At 74.6% G+C, this 18,096-nt stretch carries 18 protein-coding genes; 13 read left to right on the top strand and 5 right to left on the bottom strand.

Annotation, left to right across the window (positions count from 1 at the left end; genetic code table 11):
- Positions 1 to 7: 7 nt before the first annotated feature.
- Positions 8 to 778: a sirohydrochlorin chelatase gene (locus tag AC07DA_RS16795; protein ID WP_479128789.1), complete on the bottom strand. Its 771-nt coding sequence runs from the start codon at positions 776 to 778 to the stop codon at positions 8 to 10.
- A gap of 212 nt (positions 779 to 990) precedes the next feature.
- On the opposite strand from AC07DA_RS16795, the gene AC07DA_RS16800 reads away from it, so the two are divergent.
- From AC07DA_RS16800 to AC07DA_RS16810, 3 genes are all read left to right on the top strand, one after another.
- Complete coding sequence (locus AC07DA_RS16800) at positions 991 to 1,677, top strand: SanA/YdcF family protein (protein ID WP_479128791.1); 687 nt, start codon at positions 991 to 993, stop codon at positions 1,675 to 1,677.
- 102 nt (positions 1,678 to 1,779) lie between these two features.
- On the top strand, positions 1,780 to 3,975 hold the full coding sequence (locus AC07DA_RS16805) for a molybdopterin oxidoreductase family protein (RefSeq protein ID WP_479128793.1): 2,196 nt from the start codon (positions 1,780 to 1,782) through the stop codon (positions 3,973 to 3,975).
- Between the two features lie 131 nt (positions 3,976 to 4,106).
- Positions 4,107 to 4,532 (top strand): gamma-glutamylcyclotransferase family protein, encoded by a 426-nt coding sequence (locus AC07DA_RS16810; RefSeq protein WP_479128795.1) that lies wholly within the window; start codon positions 4,107 to 4,109, stop codon positions 4,530 to 4,532.
- Between the two features lie 117 nt (positions 4,533 to 4,649).
- On the opposite strand, the gene AC07DA_RS16815 is transcribed toward AC07DA_RS16810, so the two are convergent.
- A complete protein-coding gene (locus tag AC07DA_RS16815; protein WP_479128797.1) occupies positions 4,650 to 5,258 on the bottom strand; it encodes an NADPH-dependent FMN reductase in 609 nt (202 codons plus the stop codon).
- Between the two features lie 269 nt (positions 5,259 to 5,527).
- Between AC07DA_RS16815 and AC07DA_RS16820 the strand changes: the two genes are divergently transcribed.
- Positions 5,528 to 6,049: a hypothetical protein gene (locus tag AC07DA_RS16820; RefSeq protein ID WP_479128799.1), complete on the top strand. Its 522-nt coding sequence runs from the start codon at positions 5,528 to 5,530 to the stop codon at positions 6,047 to 6,049.
- A 108-nt stretch (positions 6,050 to 6,157) separates the two neighbouring features.
- On the top strand, positions 6,158 to 6,832 hold the full coding sequence (locus AC07DA_RS16825; protein WP_479128801.1) for a class F sortase: 675 nt from the start codon (positions 6,158 to 6,160) through the stop codon (positions 6,830 to 6,832).
- On the opposite strand, the gene AC07DA_RS16830 is transcribed toward AC07DA_RS16825, so the two are convergent.
- Positions 6,770 to 7,162: a winged helix-turn-helix transcriptional regulator gene (locus AC07DA_RS16830; protein WP_479128803.1), complete on the bottom strand. Its 393-nt coding sequence runs from the start codon at positions 7,160 to 7,162 to the stop codon at positions 6,770 to 6,772. The two genes, AC07DA_RS16825 and AC07DA_RS16830, sit on opposite strands and share 63 nt — an antisense overlap.
- A gap of 106 nt (positions 7,163 to 7,268) precedes the next feature.
- On the opposite strand from AC07DA_RS16830, the gene AC07DA_RS16835 reads away from it, so the two are divergent.
- Complete coding sequence (locus tag AC07DA_RS16835; protein ID WP_479128805.1) at positions 7,269 to 8,189, top strand: NAD(P)-dependent oxidoreductase; 921 nt, start codon at positions 7,269 to 7,271, stop codon at positions 8,187 to 8,189.
- Here AC07DA_RS16835 and AC07DA_RS16840 read toward each other — a convergent pair.
- Positions 8,186 to 8,968, bottom strand: a complete 783-nt coding sequence (locus AC07DA_RS16840) for a sulfite exporter TauE/SafE family protein (protein WP_479128807.1) — start codon at positions 8,966 to 8,968, stop codon at positions 8,186 to 8,188. The genes AC07DA_RS16835 and AC07DA_RS16840 overlap by 4 nt on opposite strands.
- Positions 8,969 to 9,121: 153 nt before the next feature.
- Here AC07DA_RS16840 and AC07DA_RS16845 point away from each other — a divergent pair, with 153 nt between their 5' ends.
- From AC07DA_RS16845 to AC07DA_RS16865, 5 genes are all read left to right on the top strand, one after another.
- A complete protein-coding gene (locus AC07DA_RS16845; RefSeq protein WP_479128809.1) occupies positions 9,122 to 10,339 on the top strand; it encodes an NAD(P)/FAD-dependent oxidoreductase in 1,218 nt (405 codons plus the stop codon).
- Positions 10,339 to 12,945 (top strand): nitrite reductase large subunit NirB, encoded by a 2,607-nt coding sequence (nirB, locus tag AC07DA_RS16850; RefSeq protein ID WP_479128811.1) that lies wholly within the window; start codon positions 10,339 to 10,341, stop codon positions 12,943 to 12,945. Before AC07DA_RS16845 ends, nirB begins: the two co-directional genes overlap by 1 nt.
- Positions 12,942 to 13,292 (top strand): nitrite reductase small subunit NirD, encoded by a 351-nt coding sequence (nirD, locus tag AC07DA_RS16855; protein ID WP_479128813.1) that lies wholly within the window; start codon positions 12,942 to 12,944, stop codon positions 13,290 to 13,292. The genes nirB and nirD overlap by 4 nt, the downstream gene beginning before the upstream one ends.
- Positions 13,293 to 13,338: 46 nt before the next feature.
- Entirely contained in the window at positions 13,339 to 13,923 is a 585-nt protein-coding gene (locus tag AC07DA_RS16860) for a TetR/AcrR family transcriptional regulator (RefSeq protein WP_479128815.1), read from the top strand.
- An 88-nt stretch (positions 13,924 to 14,011) separates the two neighbouring features.
- Positions 14,012 to 14,776 carry an SDR family NAD(P)-dependent oxidoreductase gene (locus AC07DA_RS16865; RefSeq protein ID WP_479128817.1) on the top strand — a complete coding sequence of 255 codons (765 nt, stop codon included), beginning with the start codon at positions 14,012 to 14,014 and terminating at the stop codon, positions 14,774 to 14,776.
- Between the two features lie 72 nt (positions 14,777 to 14,848).
- Here the strand turns inward: AC07DA_RS16865 and AC07DA_RS16870 are convergent, their stop codons facing one another.
- Positions 14,849 to 15,967 (bottom strand): helix-turn-helix domain-containing protein, encoded by a 1,119-nt coding sequence (locus AC07DA_RS16870; protein ID WP_479128819.1) that lies wholly within the window; start codon positions 15,965 to 15,967, stop codon positions 14,849 to 14,851.
- A 267-nt stretch (positions 15,968 to 16,234) separates the two neighbouring features.
- On the opposite strand from AC07DA_RS16870, the gene AC07DA_RS16875 reads away from it, so the two are divergent.
- Positions 16,235 to 16,663: a peptidase inhibitor family I36 protein gene (locus AC07DA_RS16875; RefSeq protein WP_479128821.1), complete on the top strand. Its 429-nt coding sequence runs from the start codon at positions 16,235 to 16,237 to the stop codon at positions 16,661 to 16,663.
- Positions 16,664 to 16,905: 242 nt separating this feature from the next.
- Positions 16,906 to 18,063 (top strand): alkaline phosphatase PhoX, encoded by a 1,158-nt coding sequence (locus AC07DA_RS16880; RefSeq protein ID WP_479128823.1) that lies wholly within the window; start codon positions 16,906 to 16,908, stop codon positions 18,061 to 18,063.
- Positions 18,064 to 18,096: the final 33 nt, after the last annotated feature.

Below are 18,096 nucleotides of genomic sequence, written 5' to 3' on the forward strand. Positions count from 1 at the left end.
CCCGGGGTCAGGCCGAGGCCAGGTGCGGCAGCGAGGGCGACGTCCGCAGGGCCTCGTCGTAGCGGTGCAGGACGAGGCGGGCCATCGACGGGTGGGTGCCGAGGGGGGCCGCCGCGATCCACGGGGCCGCCCGGGCGCACTCCGTGGCGAAGCGGCCGGGGGCCGTGAAGTAGGAGGCCAGGGCTATCCGGTTGCGGCCCCGGGCGAGGAGGGTGCGGACGGCCTGCTGGACCGTGGGGGCCGCCGCCGAGGCGTAGGCGGGCAGGACCGGGACGCCGAGGCGGGCCGCCAGGAGGTGGGCCGTGCGGGCGGTGTCCGTCTTCGCGTCCGGGTCGCGGGAGCCCGCCGCGGCGAGGACGACGGCACTGGTGCGGCGGGGCGTCGCACCCCAGCCGGCCTCCGTGAGGCGGGCCTGGAGGGCGTCGGCCAGCAGGGGGTGCGGGCCCAGGGGGGCGGCCACGCGGGTGCGGGCCGGGGAGGCCGCCGCCATCTCGGGGATGTCCTGCTTGACGTGGTAGCCGCGGCTGAGGAGGAGGGGCACCAGGACGGCCTCGGTGTCGCCCAGGGCGGCGAGGGTGTCGGGCAGCAGCGGGGCGTTGAGCTCGATGTGGCCCAGCCGCACCGGCACCTCGGGGCGCAGGGCGCGGACGCGGTCCAGGAGGGCGCGGACGGTGCCCAGCGCGCGCGGGTCGCGGCTGCCGTGGGCCACGACGACGAGGGCGGGCGGGGCCGGGCGGCGCGTGGCGGGCGGCGGGACGAGGCGGAGCTGACTGGGCATGCGTCGATGGTCGCGGCGCCACGTTGCCTCCCCGTTGCCGGGGCGTCACGGGTGTTTTCCAGGGGTTCACCGTCCGGGGCGGGGGGTGTGTGAGCGGCGGTGACCTGCGGTTTCCGGCGGCGCGGTGACACTGGTCACGCGCCGGGTGGTGAACCGGGCGGCCCGGCGGCGCGTCCCTGAGTGTCGAGGGCCGACCTGGGGAGGGCGTTGCGATGCGTCGGGTGGCGTTGCGCGGACCGCGGCTGCCGCGGACCCGCCGGGGGCGGCGGCGGCTCGTGCAGGCGGTGATGGCCGGGTGCGTGCTCGCGCTGCTTCCGTCGGCCTGGACGTACACCGCCGCGGGCGAGCGGCTGCGGACGGTGGAGGAGGTGCCGCGCACCGGTGTGGCCGTGGTGTTCGGGGCCGGGCTGTGGGACGGGGAGCCCTCGCCGTATCTGGCGCACCGGCTGGACGCGGCGGCGGAGCTGTACCGGCGGGGCCGGGTCGAGGTGGTGCTCGTCACCGGGGACAACAGCCGTGAGGACTACGACGAGCCGGACGCGATGCGGGTCTACCTGACCCGGCACGGGGTGCCCGACGGGCGGATCGTCAGCGACTACGCGGGGTTCGACACCTGGGACTCCTGCGTGCGCGCGAAGAAGATCTTCGGCGTGGACGAGGCGGTGCTGATCAGCCAGGGCTTCCACATCCGGCGGGCGGTGGCGCTGTGCCGGGCGGCGGGGGTGGAGTCGTACGGGGTGGGCGTGGCCGCCGTGCACGACGCGACCTGGTACTACGGGGGCGCCCGGGAGATCCTCGCCGCCCACAAGGCCGCCCTGGACGCGGTGTTCCGGCCCGACCCGCGGTTCCTCGGGCCGCGGGAGCCGGGCGTGGAGCGGGCGCTGGGCGGGGCCGGGTAGCCGGTGCCTCACGCGGGCGGGACGGCGGCGGGGAGGTCCCCGTCCCGGCCGCGTAACAGGGAACCGTCCCGGGCGTAACACGGCCGACGCACGCTGGACGGCATGCAGAACACCGTCACGCCCACGCACTGCCCGTACTGCGCCCTGCAGTGCGGGATGAACCTCACCCCGACGCCCGACGGGACCGTCGAGGTGAGCGAGCGCGCGGACTTCCCGGTGAACCGGGGCGCCCTGTGCGGCAAGGGCCGTACGGCTCCCGCGGTACTCGCGCGGAACGTCCGCCTGACCTCGCCGCTGGTGCGCGACGAGGGCGGCACGCTGGTGCCCGCCTCGTGGGACGAGGCTCTGGACCGGATCGCCGCGGGGCTGCGCCGGACCCGGGACGGGCACGGGCCGGACGCGGTCGGGGTGTTCGGCGGGGGCGGCCTGACGAACGAGAAGGCGTACACGCTCGGGAAGTTCGCGCGGGTGGTGCTCGGCACGTCCCAGATCGACTACAACGGCCGTTTCTGCATGTCGTCGGCGGCCGCCGCCGGCATCAAGGCGTTCGGGCTGGACCGCGGGCTGCCGTTCCCGCTGGAGGACGTCCCGAAGTCGGGCTGCGTGATCCTCGTCGGCTCGAACCTGGCGGAGACCATGCCGCCGTCGCTGCGGTACTTCACCGAGCTGAAGGAGAACGGCGGCACCCTGATCGTCATCGACCCGCGGCGCACCAGGACCGCCGAACAGGCCGATCTGCACCTGGCGCCCCGCCCGGGCACGGACCTCGCCCTCGCCCTGGGCCTGCTGCACCTCGTCATCGCCGAGGGGCGGGTGGACGAGGAGTACGTCCGCGAGCGCACGGCCGGCTGGGCGGACGCCCGGGCCGCCGCGATGGCCCACTGGCCGGAGTACGTGGAGCGGATCACGGGGGTGTCCGTTCCCGAACTGCGCCAGACCGTGCGGCTGTTCTGCGAACCGGAGTCGGCGATGGTCCTCACCGCGCGCGGTCCCGAGCAGCAGTCCAAGGGCACGGACACCGTCGGCGCCTGGATCAACCTGTGCCTGGCGACCGGCCGGGCGGGCCGCCCGCTGTCGGGGTACGGCTGCCTGACCGGGCAGGGCAACGGGCAGGGCGGGCGCGAGCACGGGCAGAAGGCCGACCAGCTGCCGGGCTACCGCAAACTGGACGACCCGGCGGCGCGGGCGCACGTCGCCGAGGTGTGGGGCGTGGACCCGGACAGTCTGCCGGGGCCGGGGCGCAGCGCGTACGAGCTGCTGGACGCGCTGGGCACGGACATCAGGGCGCTGCTGCTGATGGCGTCCAACCCGGTGGTGTCGGCGCCGCGGGCCGCGCACGTCGAGGAGCGCATCAGGTCGCTGGACTTCCTGGCGGTGTGCGACGTGGTGCTGTCGGAGACGGCGGCGCTCGCGGACGTCGTCCTGCCGGTCACGCAGTGGGCCGAGGAGACGGGCACCACGACCAACCTGGAGGGCAGGGTCCTGCTGCGCCGCCGGGCGATCACCCCGCCGGACGGGGTCCGCAGCGACCTGGAGGTCCTGCACGAGCTCGCGGCCCGGCTGGGCGTGGAGAAGGGCTTCCCGACGGACCCGGAGGAGGTCTTCGAGGAGCTGCGCCGGGCGAGCGCGGGCGGCCCGGCGGACTACTCCGGGATCACCTACCGCAGGCTGGCGGAGGAGAACGGGGTGTTCTGGCCCTGCCTGGCCGTGGAGGAGGCGGTGGAGGACGGCGAGGACGCCCTGCTCGACGCGCCGCCGCCCGACGACCCCGCCCGGGAGACGCCCACCGCGCACCCGGGCACGCCCCGCCTCTTCCTGGACCGTTTCGCCACGCCCGACGGCCGGGCCCGGTTCGTGCCGGTCTCCCACCGGGCGATCGCCGAGGAGCCCGACGACGAGTACCCGGTGCTGCTCACCACCGGCCGGGTGGTGGCGCAGTACCAGTCCGGGGCGCAGACCCGGCGCGTGGCGGAGCTGAACGCCGCCGCGCCCGGGCCGTTCGTGGAGGTCCACCCCCGGCTGGCGGCCCGGCTCGGGGCGGCCGAGGGCGATCGGGTGGCCGTGGTGTCCCGGCGGGGCCGGGCCGTGGCGCCGGTGAGGATCACCAGCGCCATCCGGCCCGACACCGTCTTCATGCCCTTCCACTGGCCGGGCGAGGGACGCGCCAACTCCCTCACCAACCCCGCGCTCGACCCGACCTCGCGGATGCCGGAGTTCAAGGCGTGCGCGGTGCGGCTGGAGCGGGTCGGACGGGAGCCGGCCGGGCCGGAGCCGGTCGCGCCGGAGCCGGTCAGCTGACGGGTGACCGCGCGCCGGGCCGCGGCCATCGCCCGGTGTTCCGGGGCGTCCTCGCCGGAGCGGTCCCTCGCGGCGTTCGGCGTGGCCGTGCGGGCGCCCGCGTGGTCGGCGCAGGGTACAGAATCGTTCCCGTGCCCCTGCCCTTCTTCGTTTACGGCACCCTGCGCCCGGGCGAGGTCAACCACGACCTCTTCCTGCGGGGCCGCACGTGCTCCGAGGAACCCGGACGGCTCGCGGACACCGTGCTGTACGAGGGGCCGGGGTACCCGTACGCGGTCGAGGAGCCGGGCGGCGGCGTGGTGCGCGGGGAGCTGGTGACCGCGCGGCCGGAGGCGTACGCGGGGCTGCTGGCGGACCTGGACCGGCTGGAGGAGTACGTGCCGGGGGACGCGCGCGGCAGCCTGTACGTGCGGGTGGAGCGGACGGTCCTCCGGGACGCGGACGGAGCCGGTGTGCGGGCCTGGGTCTATGTCGCGGGGGCGGACGTGGCGGCGCGGCTGCGGGTTGCCGGGCGGCGGGTCGAGGGTGGGGAGTGGCGGGGGCGGAGGGGCGGGTAGAGGGCAGGGGCCAGGAGGGGGCGCGAGGCGTGTGCCGGGTGCGGGTCCGGTGTGGTTGCTCGCGCCGTTCCCCGCGCCCCTGGCGGGGCGCCGGACACCCGCTCCCCTGACGGGTGGTCAGGCTGTGTACGGGTGAGTGGTTCTGGCCTCCCTCAAGGCCCTGCCCCACCAGACCAGTTGGTCCAGCATGGTCTTCGCCGCCGCGTCCGGGCCGGACGGGTCGCGCAGGCGGCCGTGGTCGTCGAAGGACGCGCCGGCGTTGTGGAAGGAGACGGTGTCGCGGACCGTCACGGCGTGCAGTTCCGCGAAGACCTGGCGGAGGTGCTCCACGGCCCGCAGGCCGCCGGCCAGGCCCCCGTAGGAGACGAGCGCGACCGGCTTGGCCCGCCACTCGCCGTAGTGCCAGTCGACGAGGTTCTTCAGGCCCGCCGGGAACGAGTGGTTGTACTCGGGGGTGAGGACGACGAAGGCGTCCGCATCGGCCAGCTTCGGGGTGAGGCCCGACAGCACGGCGTTCGCCTCGGGTGTCGGTTCGAGGGACGTCGGCAGTTCGGCGTCGGCGACGTCCACGACCTCGGCGACCAGGTCGTTCCGGCTGCGCAGCCGGTCCAGGAGCCAGTCGGCGACGACCGGGCCGAAGCGGCCGTGGCGGTTGCTGCCGACGACCAGGGTCACCCGGAGGGCGTCGGTCTGCTCGGCGGTGGGTGCGTCAGTGGTTGTCTTCATGCGCCACAGCCTCGTACCTCAACCTTGCTTCAGGTCAAGCGCCGCCGCGCGCCCGCGGGTCACCCGTTCACCGGTGCCGCCCGCGATTTTCCGCCCCGGCCCGCCGCACGACCCGTGACCTGGCGAAACGCGGCCTGACGGATCGTCGGGCGCACCGGCGCCGACACCCGTTCACCCCAATTCTGACGGCCTCTCAGAAAGCGCGGTGGCCGCGCTGGCCGTTACCTCGGAAGGGCAGGTGCACGACCGAACAGCTCGAAGGAGCACCGATGCGACGTACCGACCGGCCCCTGACCGCCACCGCGCTCGCCGTCGCCGCCGCCGCTCTCGCCACCGCCCCCGCGCACGGCGCCCCGGCCGGTGACCTGGGGCTGTCCCCCGCCTCGGTCGAACCCGGCGGGCACGTCACGGTGCGCACCCCGGCCTGCGGGCGGGACGGCGCGGCGGCGGGCGACGCCAGCGCGGTCGGGGCCGGTGCGTTCGGTCTGGCGCCGGGCCGGCACGGGACGGCGGCGAGCGGGCGGTTCCGGGTGCCGCCGAGCGCGCAGCCGGGAACGTACGAGATCACCGCGACGTGCGCCGTGAGCGGCCGGCGGGTCACCGGGGACCTGGTGGTCTCGCTGACGGCCGGGCAGGAGCGGGTGCATCCGAGGGGGAGTGTCAAGACGGGGGTCGGGGGCGCGTTGGGCCCCGACCCCGTGCAGACCGCGGCCGGTGTGGCGGCCCTCGCCGTCGCCGCCGCGGGCGGTACCTGGCTCCTGCATCGCCGGGCGAGAGGCGACGGGATCTGACGGACACCCTCCGCTGTCCGTCGCCGGTACCGCAGTCCCCTCCCCCTCCGGGTCCGACGCCCCTCGCGGCCCGGAGGGGGCACGGGGCCGGAGTCAGGGAAGGTGGGTATGCACAGGTTCCGCAGGTTCGGCAGCCCCGTGGGCAGCCCGGCGAACGCGGCCATGGCGGCCGTCACGGTGTTCGCCCTGTGCTCCGGGGTGTGGCTGCTGCGCGACGGCGCCCAGACGCACGCCCCGCCGCAGCCGTCCGCCGCGCAGGCCCGGTCCGGGCAGGACGGGCGGGCGGGCCGGACCGGTGGGTCCGGGCGGGCCGTCGCGCCCGCGCTGCCGCCCTCGCCGCCCCACCGCATCCGCATCCCGGCGATCCGGGTGGACGCCCCCCTGACCGGGCTCGGCCTGACGGCGACCGGCAGCCTCGACGTGCCGCCGGCCGCGCGCGAGAACCTCGCCGGCTGGTACGAGGCGGGCACCACGCCCGGTGAGCGGGGCACCGCCATCATCGCGGGCCACGTCGACAACGCCGACGGCCCCGCCGTCTTCTACGACCTGGGAGCCCTGAAGAAGGGCAGCACGATCGAGGTGGACCGGCGCGACGGCCGCGTCGCGGTGTTCACCGTGGACGCCGTCGAGGCGTACGCCGCGAAGGACTTCCCCGACCAGAAGGTCTACGGCGCCGCCCGGCGCCCCGAGCTGCGGGTCATCACCTGTGGCGGCGGCTACTCACGCGCCACCGGTTACCAGGGGAACGTCGTCGTCTTCGCGCACCTGACCGGGAGCCGGTGATCCGCCCAGGACATGGGTCCTGCCCCACGCCCCCAGCGGTTCCAGCGCCTCGTTCAGGGACACGCCCCGGGGCGTCAGGGAGTACTCCACGCGCGGCGGCACCTCGTCGTACGCCTCGCGGTGCACCAGCCCGTCGGCCTCCATCTCGCGCAGGTGCGAGGCGAGCACCTTCTCGGTGATGCCCGGCAGCTCCCGGCGCAGCTCGCCGAAGCGGCACGGCCGCTCGTGCAGCGCCCACAGGACGAGCACCTTCCACTTGCCGCCGATCACGTCCATCGCGGCGTCGATCCCGCACACGTACGCCCCCGGCCGCCGCCCCGTCGTCCCCATGCCCGCGCTCCTTTCGTGCCGCCGCCTGGATCCTTCCCGCGAGGTAACCACCCACTTCCAAGTGCGTACTTGAGCAGGTGATTCCCCGAGGACGAGCCTAGACGCCATGACCGACACCGCAGTTGCTCCCCGCACCCCCGTCACCCTGCTCGGCACCGGCGCCATGGGCACGGCGCTGGCCCGCGCCTGGCTCGCCGCCGGGCATCCCGTGACCGTCTGGAACCGCACCCCCGCCCGGGCCGAGGCCCTGGCCGCCGAGGGCGCGGCCGTCGCGCCGAGCGCCGCCGCGGCCGTCGCGGCCAACCGCCTGGTGATCGCCTGCCTGCTGGACGACGCCTCGGTGGGCGAGGCCCTCGACGGGGCGGACCTCGCCGGACGGGACCTGGTGAACCTGACCACCGGCACCCCGGGCGAGGGCCGTGCGCGCGCCGCCTGGGCCGAGGCGCGCGGCGCGCGGTTCGTGGACGGCGGGATCATGGCCGTGCCGCCGATGATCGGGGTGCCGGACTCCGGCGGCTACGTCTTCTACAGCGGCTCGCGCGCCCTGTTCGACGAGCACCGCGACACCCTCGCCGTCCCGGCCGGCACCCGCTGGGTCGGAGCCGACCCGGGCTTCGCCGCCCTGCACGACGTGGCGCTGCTGAGCGCCATGAACGGCATGTTCGCGGGCGTGCTCCACGCCTTCGCCCTGATCCGCCCGGAGGAGATCGCCCCGAAGGACTTCGCGCCCCTGCTCGCCGGCTGGCTGACCGCGATGGCCCCGGCCGTCCACCAGACCGCCGAGCAGCTGCAGAGCGGCGACTACACCGAGGGCGTGGTCTCCAACCTCGCGATGCAGGCCGCGGGCGTCCCCACGTTCCTGCGCACGGCCGAGGAACAGCGCGTCAGCCCGGAGCTGCTGACGCCGTACCTGGAGCTGATGCGCGAGCGGGTGGCGCAGGGGCACGGGGACGAGGACGGGACGGGCATGATCGAGCTGCTGGACCTGCGCGGCCGCCCCGAGGGCCTGTCCGGACAGCACACCTAGGCGATCCACTGCTCGTACGCCAGGTTCCCCACCAGCGCGAACACCACCGTCAGCAGCACCACCCGGACGAAGCCGCTGCCCTTCTTCAGGGCGGTGCGGGCGCCGAGGGTGCCGCCCGCGAGGTTGAAGACGGCCATCAGGGCGGCCAGCTGCCACAGGACCGCGCCCTGCCAGGCGAAGGTGGCCAGGGCACCGGCGTTGGTGCAGCAGTTGACGATCTTGGCGGTGGCGGAGGCGGTGACCAGGTCGAGGTGGAGCACGGCGGTGAGGGCGAGGACCAGGAACGTGCCGGTGCCGGGGCCGATGAGACCGTCGTAGAAGCCGATGCCGAGGCCCGCGAGGCCGATCGCCGCCAGGACCTGGCGGCGGGTGGCCGGGCCGCTCGCGGGGGCCGTGCCGAAGGCGGGCCGCAGGATCACGAACGCGGCCACGCCGAGCAGCACGACCATGATCACCGGCTTGAGGACGTCGGTGCTCATCCCGGCCGCGAAGAAGGCCCCGCCCGAGGAGCCCGCCAGGGCGGCCAGTCCGATGCGGACGGCGGTCCCCACGTCCACCGGGGCCTTGCGGGCGTACGTCACGGCCGCGCCCGTGGTGCCCACGATGGCGACCGCCTTGTTCGTGCCGAGGGCGTGCGCGGCGGGCGTGTGCGACGGCAGGCCGAGCAGCAGCACCGGCAGCAGCAACAGGCCCCCGCCGCCCACCACGGCGTCGATCCAGCCGGCGGCGAGGGCCGCCAGGCAGAGCAGGACGATCATGGTCAGCGATATGTCGGGCACGATCGCGACCTTATGCGAAGCGCGCCTCACCGCTGGTCGCCGCCCACATCCCGGAACCCTCACACGCACCCCGCGCTCCCGCTGAGGGCAGCGTTCCCCGTGGGAAACAGACGCGATGCTGCCGGGTAACACCGGCACCGCACGCTCGGTGGCATGACCTCGAATGAGCGTGTGGTGGTGATCGGCACCGGCCTCGCGGGCGTACGGCTCGCCCGGCGGCTCGGTGAGCTCGGCACGCCCGCGACCCTGATCGGCGAGGAGGAGCACCGGCCGTACAACCGGGTGCTGCTCGCCGAGGTGCTGGCCGGACGGTACAGCCCCGAGGTGATCGCCCTGCCGGCGCCCGCGCGGGTGGTGCGCGCCCGCGTCACCGGCATCGACCGCGAGCGGCGGAGCGTCGCCTGCGCGGACGGCTCGGTGATCGCATACGACCGGCTGGTCCTGGCGACCGGCTCCAACCCGGTGCTGCCGCCGCTGCGCGGCCTGTTCACCGAGGACCGCCGGCTGCCCGAGGGCGTGCACGCCTTCCGCACCATGGACGACTGCCTGGGCCTGTCCGAGGCGGTCCGGCCGGGCGCGCGGGCGGTCGTGATCGGCGGGGGGCTCCTCGGGGTCTCCGCGGCCCGGGCGCTCGCCCTGCGCGGCGCCCAGGTGGTGCTGGCCCAGCAGTCCGAGCGGCTGATGGAGCGCCAGCTCGACCCGGCCGCCTCCCGGCTCGTCCAGCGGCACCTGACCGGCCTCGGCGTCGAGGTGCACACCGAGTGCCGCGTGCGGGACGTGCGCTGCGTCGGCGGCGCGGTCCGCGGTGTGGAGATGGCCGACGGGTACGCCCTCGGCGCCGACCTGGTGGTCGTCGCCTGCGGCGTCCACCCCCGGGTGGGTCTCGCGCGGGCCGCCGGCCTCGACGTCCGCAAGGGCGTCGTCGTCGACGACGAGCTGCGCACCTCCGACCCCCACGTCCACGCCATCGGCGACTGCGCCCAGCACGACGGCGTCCTGTACGGGCTCGCCACCCCCGCGCTGGAACAGGCCGACGCCCTCGCCGAGCTGCTGGCCGGTGACGCGACCGCCCGCTACACCGGCACCCGCTCGCTGACCCGGCTCACCCTCAACGGGAACGACGGCCCCTTCGACCTCGCCGCGTTCGGCGAGACCGAGGCGCTCCCGGGCGACGACGTCGTCCAGCTCGCCGACGCCACCCGCGGCACCTACCGCAAGGTCGTCGTCCGCGACGACCGCCTGGTCGGCGGGGTCCTCGTCGGCGAACTCGGCACCGTCGGCGCGCTCGCCCGCGCCTGGGAGGGAGCAGAGCCGCTCCCCTCCGGCGGCGGCCCGCTGCTCCACCTGCTCACCAACGATGGAGGCTCCTGATGACGGCCACCCCCGGGGCTACCCCCACGATCGTGCTCGTCGGCCACGGCATGGTCGGCCAGCGCTTCCTCGAAGCGCTCGCCGAGCGCGGCCTGACCGCCACGCACCGCGTGGTCGTGCTCTGCGAGGAGCCGCGTCCGGCCTACGACCGGGTCCAGCTCACCTCGTACTTCTCGGGCCGGACCCCGGACGACCTGTCCATGACGGACATGCAGTTCATCGAGGACCACGGCATCGAGCTGCGCATCGGCGACCCGGCCGAGACGATCGACCGGGAGGCCCGCACGGTCACCGCCCGCTCCGGGCTCGTCGTCGGCTACGACGTGCTGGTCCTGGCCACCGGCTCCTACCCGTTCGTGCCGCCGGTGCCGAACAAGGACGCCGAGGGCTGCTTCGTCTACCGCACGATCGAGGACCTGCTCGCCATCGAGGAGTACGCCAGGACCCGGGCCACCACCGGTGCCGTGGTCGGCGGCGGACTGCTCGGCCTGGAGGCCGCGGGCGCGCTGAAGGGACTCGGACTCGACGCGCACATCGTGGAGTTCGCGCCCCGGCTGATGCCCGTCCAGGTCGACGACGGCGGTGGCGCGGCCCTGCTGCGCACCATCGAGGAGATGGGCCTGAGCGTCCACACCGGCGTCGGCACGCAGGAGATCGTGGTCGGCGAGGACGGCGCCGTGACCGGCATGAAGCTGTCCGACGGCTCCGAACTCGCCACCGACATGGTGGTGTTCTCCGCCGGTGTCCGCCCGCGCGACCAGCTGGCCCGCGACTGCGGCCTGACCGTCGGCGAGCGCGGCGGCATCGCGGTCGACGCGCAGTGCCGCACGGTCACCGACCCCCACGTGTTCGCGATCGGCGAGTGCGCGCTGGCGGCGGACGGCCGGGTGTACGGCCTGGTCGCGCCCGGCTACGAGCAGGCGGAGACCGCCGCGGCGACGATCGCCCGGGACGAGGCGGAGTTCACCGGCGCGGACCTGTCCACCAAGCTGAAGCTGCTCGGCGTGGACGTGGCGTCCTTCGGTGACGCGCACGGCACCGCCGAGGACTGCCTGGACGTCGTCTACTCCGACTCGCGCGCGGGTCTGTACAAGAAGCTGGTCATCGGCCGCGACGGCACGCTGCTCGGCGGCATCCTGGTCGGCGACGCGGAGGCCTACGGCACGCTGAAGGCGTTCACCGGCTCGATCCCGCCGGTCTCGCCCGAGTCGCTGGTGCTGCCCGCCGGTGCCGGCGCCCCGGCCCAGCTCGGCCCGGCCGCGCTGCCGGACGACGCGATCATCTGCTCCTGCAACAACGTCACCAAGGGCACCATCCGCGGCGCGGTCACCGAGCACAGGTGCACCACCGTGCCGGAGGTGAAGAAATGCACCAAGGCCGGCACCACCTGCGGCAGTTGCGTCAAGGTCCTCGGCCAGCTGGTCACCGCCGAGCTGGAGGCGTCCGGCGTCGAGGTCGACAAGGGCCTGTGCGGCTGCTTCGCGCAGACCCGCGAGGAGCTGTACGAGATCGTCCTGGCGCTGCGCATCACCTCCTACCAGGACCTGCTGGACCGCTACGGCCGCGAGGAGGCCCGGGGCGGCGACGGCTGCGAGGTCTGCAAGCCGACCGTCGGCTCGATCATCGCCTCCCTCGCCCCCACGATCGGCGCGAGCGGCTACGTCCTGGACGGCGAGCAGGCGGCGTTGCAGGACACCAACGACCACTTCCTGGCCAACCTGCAGAAGAACGGCTCGTACTCGGTCGTGCCGCGCATCCCCGGCGGCGAGATCGCCCCGGAGAAGCTGATCGTGATCGGCGAGATCGCCCGCGACTTCGGCCTCTACACGAAGATCACCGGTGGCCAGCGGATCGACATGTTCGGCGCGCGCGTCGAGCAGCTGCCGCTGATCTGGGCGCGTCTGGTGGACGCCGGCTTCGAGTCGGGCCACGCCTACGGCAAGTCGCTGCGCACCGTGAAGTCCTGCGTCGGCTCCACCTGGTGCCGCTACGGCGTCCAGGACTCCGTGAAGATGGCGATCGACCTGGAGCTGCGCTACCGGGGCCTGCGCTCCCCGCACAAGCTGAAGTCGGCGGTCTCCGGCTGCCAGCGCGAGTGCGCCGAGGCCCAGTCGAAGGACTTCGGCGTGATCGCCACGGCCAACGGCTGGAACCTGTACGTCGGCGGCAACGGCGGCGCGACCCCGCGCCACGCCGACCTGCTCGCGCAGGACCTGTCGGACGCCGAACTGGTGCGCCTGATCGACCGGTTCCTGATGTTCTACATCCGCACGGCCGACCGTCTCGAACGCACCTCCACCTGGCTGGAGCGGATCCCGGGCGGCCTGGACCACGTGCGGGACGTCGTGGTGCACGACTCGCTCGGCATCTGCGACGAGCTGGAGCAGCTGATGCGGGCGCATGTCGCGCACTACCGCGACGAGTGGGCCGAGACCGTCAACGACCCCGAGAAGCTCGCCCGGTTCGTGTCCTTCGTGAACGCGCCGGACACCCCGGACCCGGTCGTCGCGTTCGTGCCCGAGCGCGACCAGATGAAGCCCGACCTGCCGCTGCTGTCCCTCGGCAAGCGGCCCGCCGACGTCCTGGAAGGAAGCGCCCAGCGATGACCCTGGCTCCCGAGACCACCGACCTGAAGGTCCAGCTCTCCCTGGACGGCGACTGGTTCACGGTCTGCGACCTGAGCACGCTGCTCCCGGGCCGCGGGGTGGCGGCGCTGCTGCCCGACGGCCGTCAGGCGGCGATCTTCCGTGACCGCACCGGCGAGCTGTTCGCCATCGACAACCGCGACCCCTTCACCGGCGCGGCCGTCCTCTCCCGCGGCCTGACGGGCACCCACGGGGGCCGCCCGTTCGTCGCCTCCCCCCTGCTCAAGCAGCGCTTCGACCTGGCCTCCGGCCAGTGCCTGGACGACGAGGCGGTGAGGGTGACGGCGTATCAAGTCCGCACCGCGTAGAACCCTTTCTTGACCGGTCGTTCCGAAACGACCTAGGCTGCGACGCGTGGCCAGGACCAAGGAGTTCGATCCGGACGCCGCGCTCCAGGCAGCGCTCGAGCTGTTCTGGCGGCGCGGCTACGAGGCGACGTCGATGTCCGACCTCGTCGCGCACCTCGGCGTCGGGCGCGCCAGCCTCTACGCGACCTTCGGCAGCAAGCACGAGCTGTACCTGAAGGCGCTGGAGCGCTACGACCGCGCCGGGCTCCCGCCGATCCTGCGGGAGCTGTCCGGGCCGGGACCCGCACTGCCGGCCGTGCGGAGCGTGGTACGGCGGTACGCGGCGGAGGCCGGCGACCCCGAACTGCGCCTGAACGGCTGCATGATCACGAACACGGCGGCGGAGCTGGCCCCGCACGACCCCGCCGCCGCCCGGTGCGTGGAGCGCAACTGGGACCAGCTGGAGACCGTGCTGCACTCGGCGCTGGCCCGCGCGCAGGCGCAGGGCGAACTGGCCGCCGACCGCGACCCGCTCGCCCTGGCGCGCATGCTGCTCGTCCTGCTGCAAGGGCTGCGCCTGGTCGGCAAGGGGTCACCGGATCCGGCGCGGGTGCGGGACGCGGCGGAACAGGCGCTGGCGCTGCTCGACTGAGAGCACCGGGCGGGCGGCGCCCTTTTTTCTGCCGCCATACTGGACCGACCGGTCAAGAAACAACCGGTCAAGAAAACAGGGGACATCCATGACCAAGCGCTTCACCGGCAGAACCGCTCTCGTCACCGGCGCCGGATCGGGCATCGGCCGGACCGTCGCGCTCGCGCTCGCGGCGGAAGGGGCGCACGTCGTGCTGGCGGGCCGCCGGCGCGAACCGCTGGAGGAGACGGCGGCGGCGATCGAGGAGGCGGGCGGGAAGGCGCTGGCCGTCACGGCGGACGTCGCGCGGGCCGACGACGTGCGGGGCGCGGTGGCGGCCGCCGTCGAGCACTTCGGCTCCCTGGACGTGGCGGTGAACAACGCGGGGGTCTTCCGGGGCGGCGCCCCGCTGGCCGACCTGCCCGAGGCGGACTGGCACGCCCAGCTCGACACCAACGTCACGGGTGTGTTCCTCGCCCTGCGGGAGGAGGTCCGCCAGATGCGCACCCAGCCGGCCGGCGGCGCCATCGTCAACATCGCCTCCACCTACGGCGTCCACACCCGTGCCCCGGGAGCCGCCGCGTACGCCGCCACCAAGGCCGCCGTCTCCGTCCTCACCCGGGGCGCCGCGCTCGACCACATCCGCGAGGGCGTCCGGATCAACGCGGTCAGCCCCGGAGCCGTCGAGACGCCGATGTCATTGATGCCGGGCGAGACGGACGCCGACCGCGCCGACCGGGCCCGGGCGGGCCTCCCGCTCGGCCGGATCTCCACGACGCGGGAGGTGGCCGCGGCGGTCCTCTACCTGGCCTCGGACGACGCCGCGTCGGTGGTGGGCACCGACCTGGTGGTGGACAGCGGGGCCACGGCCTGACCCCGGGACGGCCCCGGCGGCCGGTTCCGCTCCCGGCGGACCGGCCCGGCCGCGGAACGCCTGGGGCGACGTTCAGCGCGGTGGCCGTGCCCCTGCGGACGCCTTCGGGGAGGCGCCCGGGTCCGCGGCCCGTGCGCAGTGCGGCCAGTCGCCGAAGTCACGGTCCCGGCTCCACAGTTTCCTGGCCGCCTGGATGTTCCACTCGGGGTCCAGGGCCTGGCGCGGGGTACCGCCCAGCTCCCGCAGACGGGCGTCGGAGATCTGGAACAGGCCCCAGTTCCGGGTCCCGTTGGTGTTGGGCAGGATGTGCAGCGGGTCGAGGAAGGACTGGCAGTCGGCGATGGCGACGGCCTTGTCCGGCACCTCCGGGAAGACCGCGCGGACCCGCTGCCGCACCTTCTCCTCGGGCCAGACGGTCATCCGGACCCGCGAGGCGTACAGCGCCTCCTTGGTGGGTTCGGCGACGACCCCGTTGGGCCGGAGACCGGCGAGCACCTGGAAGGCGGTGACCCGGCGCAGGGTCTGCGGCCCGAAGCTGCCGTCGACGTCGATGTCCGCCCCTTTGGCCCGCAGCAGGCGCTGCACCTCCTCCACGCAGGTGTCGTGCTCGCCCATGGCGATCACGGGCGGGCAGCCGGCCGAGAACAGCGGCCGCGCGTCGCCGGCGCCGCCTCCGCCCCCGCCGGACTCGCCGGAGGGCGACCGGCCGTTCGACAGCGCCCAGGCGGAGACGCCGACGGCGGCGACGGCCACCGCGACGACGACCGACGTACGGATGCCGCGCCGGCGCGGCCGCCGCGCGGGCCGGGAAGCCGGCTCGCCGGCCGGTTCCGCCCCCGGGTCACCACCCGGGTCACCCCCCGGATCCTCGGCCGCCGGTTCCGTGTCGTGTCCGGCCCCGGGTTCCTCTTCCGGCTCCGTTCCCGCTTCTCCCGCCGCCGTCTTGCGTTCGGCGTCCGCTTCCCCGGCCGCCGCCTTGCGTTCGGCGTCCGCCAGCGCCCACAGGCGGTGCAGGGCGCGCAGCTCGTCCGGGGTGGCGCCGCAGACCACGGCCAGCCGGTGGACGATCCCGTAGTCCTGCGGCACCGAGGTGCCCCGGCAGTAGCGGTGCAGGGTCGAGCCGGCCAGTCCGGACTTCCTGGCGAGGGCCTCGTAACTCAGCCCGGACCGGCCCTTCAACGAACGCAGCAACGCGGCGAACCGCTCCGTTTCCGGACATGCGAACAACGCCCATCCCCCCTCGACGATCCCCACCGGACGCTGGTCGGGCGTCCCGTGCCGACACTGTGCCACCAAAGGCGTCCCATGGCCGTCCCAACGGTCGCGCAAGGCCCCAGTCCGGCGGTGTCCCACCGTCCCGGCGTCCCAGCGGGCCCCGCCGTCCTTGCCGGCCGGCGCCGTGCCTTGCCAGCGTCGGGCCGTCCGCTCCACCGTCCCCCTCTCCGAGGAGACAGGCTCATGCGCCTTTCCGTACGCCGCACCTCCCGCACCACCCCGCTGTTCGCGGCGCTCGCCGTCAGCGCCGCCGCGGTCACGACCCTGGCCGTGCCGGCCTCCGCGTCGGCGGCGCCGGCCGCTCCGGCCGCGGTGGACTGCGCCTCCGGGCACGTCTGTTTCTGGACCGGCGCCAACTTCACGGGCAGCAAGTGCTCGTGGGACGTGGCCGACCCCGACTGGCAGAACGGCTCCATCCGGTGCTCCTGGGCCGCCACGACCAACGTGAAGTCGGTGTGGAACGCCGGCACCAGCAGCTCCAGCGGCGTCGCCTACTACCGGGGCGCCGACTACAGCGACCGGGTCGGCTGCACCCGCCAGCAGCACGGCGGCAACCTCGCCGGGACCTACAAGGTCCGCTCCCACCGGTGGATCTCCGGCAGCTGCGGCTGACCCGCCCGCACGCACGGGGGGGGTGGCGTGGACGCGCTCGCGCGTGCACGCCACCCCGGCATGTCCGGGGTCGGTCCGCGGTGATCCGCCCACCCGCGGTCCCGGAAGCCAGGCGGTCGCCCCCCGGCCACTGGTTGTCCATGCTCCGTCAATCCGGCCCGCTTAGCGTCCTTCCCGCCTCCCCCCACGCACGACCCTGCCGTCGACCGGCGGCGGGGCGGTACGGCACCTCTGGAGTGAGAGTGGAACGTCGTAGCCTCCTGCGTGCGGCCGTCCTCGGCGGCACCTCGGCCGCGCTGGGCGGAACCCTGTGGCGCGGCGCCGCGTACGCGGCCCCGGCCCAACCCGGCGCCGGCCCCTACGGGGCGCTGGGCTCCCCCGACGCCAACGGCATCAGACTGCCCAGCGGCTTCACGAGCCGGGTGATCGCCCGCTCCGGCCAGCGGGTCGGAAGCACGTCGTACATGTGGCACAACGCCCCGGACGGCGGCGCCTGTTACGCCGACGGCACCGGCTGGATCTACGTCTCCAACTCCGAGATCAACCCCTCGGGCGGCGCGAGCGCGGTGAGGTTCTCCTCGACGGGCGCGATCACCGGCGCGTACCGCATCCTGTCGAACACCCGCCAGAACTGCGCGGGCGGCACGACCCCGTGGAACACCTGGCTGTCCTGCGAGGAGGTCGACCGCGGCTACGTCTACGAGACGGACCCCTGGGGCGTGAAGGCGGCCGTGCGCCGGGACGCGATGGGCCGTTTCAAGCACGAGGCGGCGGCGGCCGACCCGGTGCGCCGGGTCGTCTACCTGACGGAGGACGTCACCGACGGCTGCTTCTACCGCTTCCGGCCGACGACCTGGGGCGACCTGTCCTCCGGCACGCTGGAGGTCCTGGTGGCGGGCAGCGGCACGAGCGGCCCGGTCACCTGGGCGCGCGTGCCCGACCCGACCGGCGCCACCGCCACCCGCAACCAGGTCTCCGGCGCCAAGCGCTTCAACGGCGGCGAGGGCTGCTACTACGCCGACGACACCTGCTGGTTCACCACCAAGGGCGACAACCGCGTCTGGCAGTACAACGCCGCCGCCCAGACCATCGAACTCGCCTACGACGACTCCCTGGTCACGTCCGGCACGGCCCCGCTCACCGGCGTGGACAACGTCACCGGCTCCGCCTCCGGCGACCTCTTCGTCGCCGAGGACGGCGGCACCATGGAGATCTGCGTCATCACCCCCACCGACGTGGTCGCCCCCTTCCTCCGCGTCGACGGCCAGTCCGGCTCGGAGATCACCGGCCCGGCCTTCTCCCCGGACGGCACCCGCCTGTACTTCTCCAGCCAGCGCGGCACCAGCGGCAGTTCCTCGGGCGGCATCACGTACGAGGTGCGGGGCCCGTTCCGCTCGTAAGCCCGCTCCGTCCGCCTTCACCCGACCATCCAC

Source organism: Streptomyces sp. NPDC044921, from assembly GCF_056432865.1.